This window comes from Synechococcus sp. R50.1, from assembly GCF_047462115.1.
Taxonomy (GTDB): Bacteria; Cyanobacteriota; Cyanobacteriia; order Thermostichales; family Thermostichaceae; genus Thermostichus.
Genome location: NZ_JANSIN010000005.1, coordinates 101,654 through 109,851, shown reverse-complemented (window position 1 = coordinate 109,851; position 8,198 = coordinate 101,654). Strand labels below are relative to the sequence as shown.

Below are 8,198 nucleotides of genomic sequence, written 5' to 3'. Positions count from 1 at the left end.
TGGTAGTAATCCGTACTGAACATATTATACATTATTTTCAGTATAGTTGAGCTTATTATTGACTAGAGTCATGCTCTGCCGGGATCCCTTCTTCGTCGAGTATTTTATCTGCTTGGATCCCACTAGGGCTGAGCTGGGTCGGCTGGCCCCCAAATGCGAATTGAGCCATCGGCGCCACCACTGAGAAGGGTCTGCCCATATCGCTGCGCGACGCTTCCGCGACCGGGGCCAAACAGCAAGACGCTCACCATCCAAGTCTGGCCGCCCAGGGTGCGCAACTGTTCTCCGCTGCGCAGATCCCAGAGTTTGATCTGGTGGGCACGGTAATCGGTGCCGCTGGCGAGCAAGCGGCCATCAGGGCTGAGGGCAAGGGCGGCCAAGCCGGACAAAGTCTGGGGCAAGGTGCGCTCCAAGGATCCCGTGCCCAAGTTCCAGACCAAGATGCCACCGGTACTGCCGGCAAGCAAATAGCGGCCATCTGGACTCAGAAGCACCTGCTCGATGGGGTAGTCGGCCTTTAGGGTTTCCAGCAAGGCCCCGCTGCCAGGATCCCAAAGGTGAACGGTGGGATCTCCATTGGCGGCCACCAAGATCCAAGGGGGGATCCCTTCAGATTGGTGGGAAGTATTCATACGGGTAGGTCTTGGGCCAAAGGCCACTGCTGTAATGCCTGCCCTCTGAGGGGTCTCCTGGGCGGCGGCAGTGGGAGGCGCCAGGGTGCGGATCAACTGGCCGTTGTCGGCCTGCCAAAGGCGGATGGTGCGGTCGGCGCTGCCACTGGCAATCCAACGACCATCGGGGCTAATGGCGACACTGTTGATCAACCCGGTGTGCCCTTGCAACTGCAGCCGCGCCAGCACATCCCCAGGCGAGAGAGCCGGATCCCCCAGGGTCGCCAGATCCCAGACCCGTACCGTCTTGTCTGCCCCACCACTCACCAAAAAGGTACCATCTGGGCTGATTGCCAGTGCCTCAACGGATCCCTCGTGGCCTGCCCAGCTCTGGAGCAGTTGGCCAGCCTGGGGATCCCAAAGCCGGATCACGCCGTCGTCTCCCCCGGCAGCAAGGAGATTTCCATCCGGGCTGATGGCCAGAGCAGTGACGGCGACAGGGCCTTCCAGCGTAGCCTTGAGCTGCAAAGACTTGGCCCAGTCTGCCGGGTCGTTATCGCTACGCGACGCTTCCGCGACCGTGACGGCGGTGGGGACGGAGGCATGAGAACCGTTCTCGCGAGTAGGACGGAGTCCCAGGCCGTTGCGCTTTGCCGGGCCAGAGGATCCCGTTCTCGTGAGGGGGACAGAATCCTTGGGCTCCCCCCGCAGGCCAAGGTTCGCCCTCATCTGCCATACCCCTGCCACCGTCAACGCCAGCAAGGCCGCCAAGCTGCCTCCTGCCCAAACCAGTGGGATCCGGGGACGCGCCCGCAGCGATACCGGAGAACGCGGTGGGGTGGTTGGCTCCTGTAAGGGCTCGGCGGCGACAGGGCTGGGCTGGGACAGGAGTTCGGCGGCAGGGGGGCTCTCGGCGGGGGGCAAAGCCTGCAAAGCGGCCAGAGCTGCTGTTGCTGAAGGAAAGCACTGTTGTGGGTTGCAGCTCACCAAACGATCCAGAAAAGCAGCAAAAGGAGCGCTAGTAGAGGCCAGATCGTGCCAGCGCAACTCCCCCGTCAACGGGTCGCGAAACAGCTTCTGGGGCGGGATCCCGCAGAGGGCCTGCAGGGCAATCAGCCCAAGAGCATAGAGGTCGCTGCAATGCCTGGGGCCATAGGGGTTCCCGAAGCCAGAGCCGGAAAAAGCCAGACCCTGTTCCTCACCCCCCCACTTCAACAACACCCATCGGCCATCCGCCTGACGGTAGATCAAGCGAGAGGGCTGCAGGTTGCAGCAGCTCACCCCTTCCCCATTCAGGAAGGCCAAGGTTTGCAGCACATCCTGCAACAAGGCTCGTACCTCAGCCTCTGTCCAGTCGTGCCCCCAATGGCAGTGCATTTGGCGGGACGGAGTCGTTAGCTGGCCCCTCTCGGTTGCGTTACCTAGCAATAGAGCTTGTTCCAGGGTGGGCCCTTCAACCCATTCTTCCACCCAATAAAACTCCCCCTCTTGCTCAAAGCAGGCCAACAGGCGGGGGATACCCTCGTGGGATCCCAGGTGCTCCCGCAGCGCCACTTCTTGCTGAAAGAGATGCCGTAGCGAGGCGGAGTCCTCACTGTGTTCGCGGTGCGGAGCATTTTGGCCGGCCTGCCAGCGTTTGAGCACCACCCGAAGCCGCTCAGGATGATGGCCATCCTGTGCCAAGTAGGTTTGTCCGCTGGATCCCAGTGCTTCCAAGATCTGATAGCGGCCACCCAGGGTCTGCCCTACCATGGGGAGAGTGCGAACCTTTTCCTTCCGACCCATCATGCCATAGCGACGTGAGACTCAGGCTAACCGTTCACCCTTGCGTTCACGGTGCGGAGCGCCTGGGTGGGATAGAGTCCTCGCCGCATCAGTCCTCCACCGCCATGGCTGAGGTGAGCAGAGCAAAAAGCGAAAGGGGATCCCGACAGCCGCTTTCGGTCAACTTTCTCCCTGGAGCAGGCTGAGTTGCTCAGCGACCTGGGGGATGTTGTTGCAAAACCTGCTTCAAATATCGCCCTGTATGGGATCCGGGGTGCTCAGCCACCTGTTCTGGAGTGCCAACGGCGATGATCTGGCCGCCGCGGTCGCCGCCCTCTGGCCCCAAGTCAATAATCCAATCAGCACAGCGGAGAATGTCCAGGTTATGCTCGATCACCAGCACGGTGTTGCCTGTATCCACCAGCCGTTGCAGGACGTTCAAGAGCTTGTGGACATCGTAAAAAGACAAGCCGGTGGAGGGCTCATCCAGCAGATAGAGGGTTTTGCCGGTGGAGCGGCGGGCCAGTTCTGCGGCCAGCTTGACCCGTTGCGCTTCCCCACCGGAGAGGGTAGGAGCTGGCTGGCCCAGCTTGATGTAATCGAGGCCCACATCGGCCAAGGTCTGCAGGATCTTGGCGGCAGGAGGCAGGGCAGCGAAAAACTCCAGCGCCTCCCCCACCGTCATATCCAGGACTTCGGCGATGTTCTTGCCCTTGTACCTGATCTGCAGGGTTTCGCGGCTGTAGCGGCTGCCCCCACAGACTTCACAGGTGACGTACACATCGGGCAGAAAGTTCATTTCAATCACGTTCACCCCCTGCCCTTTGCAGGCTTCACAGCGCCCCCCCTTGACGTTGAAGGAAAAGTGGCCGGATGGGTAGCCTCTGGCCTTGGCATCCAAGGTTTGGGCAAAGGTTTGGCGGATGGGATCAAACAAACCCGTGTAGGTGGCAGGGTTGGAGCGGGGGGTACGGCCAATGGGAGATTGGTCGATCACGATCACCTTGTCGATGTGTTCGATGCCCTCAAGTTCTCCCATCTCCGCGGGTTGGGGCACCTTGTGTCCAAGATGGTGCTGCAGGGCAGGGTAGAGCAATTCGTTGACCAAGGTGGATTTGCCGGAGCCGGAGACGCCTGTAACACAGACCAACTTGCCCAGAGGGATCTCCACATCGATGTGCTTGAGGTTGTTTTTGTGGGCATTGGTGAGCTTGAGGGCAACCGCTTTCCCAGCCCGCCGCTGCGCAGGGGTAGGGATCCGCAGCCGCCCCGAAAGATAAGCTCCGGTGATGGAGCGCTCGCAGGCCATGATGTCCGCCAGGGATCCCTGGGCCACCACTTCCCCCCCGTGGATGCCGGCCCCAGGGCCGATATCGACGATGTGGTCGGCGGCACGGATGGTTTCTTCGTCGTGTTCCACCACGATCAGCGTGTTGCCCAGATCTCGCAGGCGAAACAGGGTTTGCAACAGGCGCTCGTTGTCCCGCTGGTGGAGGCCAATCGAGGGTTCGTCCAACACGTAGAGCACCCCCGTCAAGCCGGAGCCCATCTGGCTGGCCAGCCGGATCCGCTGTGCCTCGCCCCCGGAGAGGGTCATGGCCGGGCGGGCCAGCGTTAGGTAGTCCAGGCCCACATCCACCAAAAACTGCAGCCGGGTTTTGATCTCCCGCAGCACCAGCTCGCCGATCTGCACTTGTCGCGGGGTAAGTTTCAACTGCTCCAGGCGGTGCAGGCAGTCGCGGATGGAGATCTCGGTGAGATCGGTAATGCGGTAGCCGCCGATGCGCACGGCCAGAGCTTCCGGCTTGAGACGGGATCCCCCACAGGCGGAACAGGGACGGTAGGTGAGGTAGGCTTCCAGCTTTTGCCGATAGATTTCGGAAGTGGTTTCCTGGTAGTGCCGCTGCAATTGGGGAATCACCCCCTCATAGCGGCGATAGTACCCCCGGCCTCGGTACTGAGATTCTACCTCGGCGATGTAGACCTCCTGGTCGGCGCCGTAGAGGATGATCTGCTGTTGCTGGGGGGTGAGATCACACCAGCGGCTGCTGAGGTCAAAGCCAAAAGCCTTGGCGGCTCCCGCCAACAAAGCCAGATAGTAGGGGTTCTCCCGCTCTGCCCAAGGGGCGATGGCCGCGTACAAGGGGAGCTTGGGATCGGGCACGATCCGCTCGGGGTCGAAGATGGGCTCAAAACCCAGCCCGTGGCAGACAGGACAGGCCCCAATCGGCGAGTTGAAGGAAAACAGGCGCGGCGACAGCTCGCCCATCACCGAACCGTGCTCCGGGCAGGCAAATTGCTCAGAAAAGATCAGCTCCGTTGGCTTGCTGTTCAGGTATTGCCCCGCCGACTCGGCCACCTTTTGCAGCAGCTGTTCTCGCTCCTCTTCCCGCGGCAGCAGCTCCACCACCGCAATTCCTCCCGACTGGCGCAGGCAGGTTGCCAGAGAATCGGCCAGTCGCTCCGCTATGTCGGGGCTCTTGACCAGCCGATCCACCACAACCTCAAGGGTGTGGGTTTTGTTTTTGGCTAACTCGATCTCCTCGCTCAGATCCCGCACCTGGCCGTCGATGCGCACGCGCACAAACCCTTGCTGGCGCAAGCTTTGCAACAGGTTGGCATGGGTGCCCTTTTTCCCCTTCACCACCGGCGAGAGCAACTGAAACCGCGTCCGATCCGGCAGAGCCATGATCTGATCCACAATTTGATCCACCGTCTGGGGGGCGATCACCCGGTTGCAATGGGGGCAGTGCGGGATCCCAGCTCGCCCATACAGAAGCCGCAGGTAGTCGTAGATTTCGGTAACGGTGCCAACCGTCGAGCGGGGGTTGTGGCTGGTGGACTTTTGATCGATGGAGATGGCCGGACTCAGCCCTTCGATGCGATCCACATCCGGCTTGTCCAGTTGCCCCAAAAACTGCCGCGCATAGGCACTGAGGGATTCCACATAGCGCCGCTGCCCTTCGGCAAAGATGGTGTCGAAAGCCAAGGAGGACTTGCCCGATCCGGAGACGCCCGTGAATACCACCAGGCGATCGCGCGGGATCCGCAGCTCGACATTCTTGAGGTTGTGCTGCCGCGCCCCCACCACGTGAATTTCGTTTTGGCTGGACATCTCACCACCTTTTCGCGCAGCGTGTCACAGGTATCCCGTCGAGACCGGCGAGTAACAAAATCTTAACGATTCTTAGTTAACGATTCTAATGCTCTTCGCTTTGTCCAAAAGGGGATCCCAGGGAGGGCAAACCGGTAGCAAAAAAGACTTGGCTATGCTGGAAAGGATTGAATCCCAAGGGCCATGACCTGGACACTGCCATCCGTTCAAAAGGTGTTTGTTTACCTGTTGGTGGGGATCGCCTTCACGGCCCTTTGTCTGGGGGATCAGGCTCTGTCGCCACCGGTCATTGCCGTTTGCTTGGCCGCAGGGGCCTGCAGTTGGTTTTGGGAGCCGCCAAGGATTGCTTTTGCCCGCTATGCCCCCCTGTGGATGCCCCTGACGGTGGCGGTGTTGCTTAGCCTGCTGGCTTTGGTTATCTTTGGGATCCTTCCCTTTTCCGATGGGGCCATTGGCTTGGTGCTTTACCTAACGGGGGCCAAGCTGTTTCAGCGGGAACGGGCAGCCGATCACATCCAGTTGGCGGTGCTGTCTCTGCTGCTGATGGCCATTGCCACCCTGTTCAACGAAGACATCAGCTTTGGGCTGCTGTTTTTGCTGTACGTGGGGGTGGGACTGATCAACCTCACCCTTTACCACCTGCGCCTGCAAGCAGAGCAGCACCCGCAGGCAGCCAGCCAAACCCGTGGCATCAACCTCAACTTTTTGGGCTTTCTCGGATCCCTGGCTTTGCTGGCGGTGATCCTGTCCGTGGCTTTGTTTTTCTTGTTCCCGCGGGTCAGTTTAGGAATTCTGGGTCGCCAGGCCCGCTCGCCGGTGATGACCACTGGCTTTGCCGAGGAAGTCAGCCTGGGAGCATTCGGCACCCTCAAAACCGATAACACCGTTGTCATGCGGGTGGAATTTCCGGCAGGGGTGCCGCCCCGTGTGGAGTCCCTCTACTGGCGCGGGATCAGCTTCGATCGCTACGATGGACGGGCCTGGTCGCGAACGCTAGACCGCTTCATCCCCATTTTCCCCAACGCAGCAGGGGTATTTGATCTCTCTGCCTCCAGCTTGATCCCCACTGCTCCCGACCTGCTGCTTCTCCCCTTGGAGCAGCTTATCTATCTGGAGCCGCTGGTCACCAACACCGTTTTTGGGGTGGCCCCGCTGGTGGAGATGGAATGGCTGGAGCGGGGCGGAGCAGCGACGGTGCAACAAGCTTGGCAACGGCAGAATCGCCGCCTCATCCTGAGCGAGACCGGAGATGTTGGCCATTCTCTGCCTCGGCAGGTGCCCCATCTTTACCGCGCCCGGAGCCGGATCTCAAGGGAGTTAAGCCCGCGCTTGCGCCGGCTAGGCCACGCGGAGCTGTTCAGTGCTCTCGACCCAGTCCAACAGGCAGCCTATCTGCAGTTGCCAGCAGACCTGGATCCGCGCATTCCCGCCTTGGCTGAAGACGTTACCGCTGGGATCCCTGACGTTTTCAGCAAGATGACCGCCTTGCAGAATTACCTGCTGGAGAACTACGCCTATACCACCGATCTGCCGGATCCCGGCCCTGAACCGCCTTTGGAAGCCTTTCTGTTCACCCATCGGCGGGGCCACTGCGAATATTTCGCCACAGCCCTGACGATACTGGCCCGCAGCATTGGCATCCCGGCCCGGATGGTGAATGGCTTTTTGGGCGGGCGCTGGGTGGCGCAGGAAAATTATCTGGCAGTACGCAATGCCGACGCCCATTCCTGGACGGAGATCCCCTTTGGCTCCTACGGGTGGATCATTTTCGATGCCACACCGGCAGAGGCCAATGTCAGCCGGCGGGAAACCTGGTGGGATCCCCTTCAAGATTTCTACGACAGCTTGCGCTTCCGCTGGTTTAAGTACGTCATCCAGTACGACCTATCCACCCAGCGGCAGATCTGGCGGCAGATCCAGGAGCTGGCCAGCGCTGTAGCCGCCTCTCCGGATCGAGAGGATGCCGGTGCTGGCTTCCGTCGCAGCCTGGTTGCCTTGGGGCAAACGTTGCAGCAGAATGGCCTGCCGGTGTTGGGGGTGGTTTTGATCACCGGATCCATGGCCTATTGGGGTCGCCGCCGCCGCTATCGGGCTTTGCGCTGGCAGGATGGGGGGTGGATTCTGTTGGCCACTGCCGGCAATGGGGTTTTGCTGGGATCCCTGTGGCAGCCGCCCCCTGCATGGCCTACCTGGATGGTAGGGATCCTGCTGCCAGGGCTGACCTTTGCTCTGGTGCGCTGGAGTCCGGCAGCTCTGCCCAGATCCCAGCACCGGCGACAGGCGATCTCAAAGCTGTACCTGCAACTGCGGGAGGCTTCGACAGCAGTGGGGATCCCGGAGCACTTGGGGCCAGCGCAACGGGTTGAGCACCTGCGCCACTCCGATTTGCCACAAGCCCAGTTGGCCATCCGGTTCTTGGAGCGCTACATGGAGGTGCGCTTCGGTGGGATCCCGTTGGAGGTGGGGGAACTGCAGCGCTGGCAGCAGCAACTCAGACAGCTTAGGCAAGCATGGCAGCCACTGGCCAAAAACCCCGCCATCACCTCCAGAAGAGCCACTTGACCAGAGGGACGGCTGCGCCTTAGAACAGGTACCCCAAAAGCCCTGCGAGAAGCCTTGACAGTTATGAGACAGTTAAGAGATAGTTAACGTTAGTTATAGACCCCGTAAGCTGCACTGTCAGACGGGGAAATCGCTCAGTGGCGCAC

The 8,198-nt window shown here is 60.7% G+C and carries 3 protein-coding genes; 1 reads left to right on the top strand and 2 read right to left on the bottom strand.

Annotation, left to right across the window (positions count from 1 at the left end):
* Positions 1 to 122: 122 nt before the first annotated feature.
* Together NW870_RS02845 and uvrA are read right to left on the bottom strand one after the other, a co-directional pair.
* Positions 123 to 2,363 (bottom strand): hypothetical protein, encoded by a 2,241-nt coding sequence (locus NW870_RS02845; protein WP_414373798.1) that lies wholly within the window; start codon positions 2,361 to 2,363, stop codon positions 123 to 125.
* Positions 2,364 to 2,586: 223 nt separating this feature from the next.
* Positions 2,587 to 5,490 (bottom strand): excinuclease ABC subunit UvrA, encoded by a 2,904-nt coding sequence (uvrA, locus tag NW870_RS02840; RefSeq protein ID WP_414373796.1) that lies wholly within the window; start codon positions 5,488 to 5,490, stop codon positions 2,587 to 2,589.
* A gap of 183 nt (positions 5,491 to 5,673) precedes the next feature.
* On the opposite strand from uvrA, the gene NW870_RS02835 reads away from it, so the two are divergent.
* On the top strand, positions 5,674 to 8,052 hold the full coding sequence (locus tag NW870_RS02835; RefSeq protein ID WP_414373794.1) for a transglutaminaseTgpA domain-containing protein: 2,379 nt from the start codon (positions 5,674 to 5,676) through the stop codon (positions 8,050 to 8,052).
* Positions 8,053 to 8,198 lie beyond the last annotated feature (146 nt).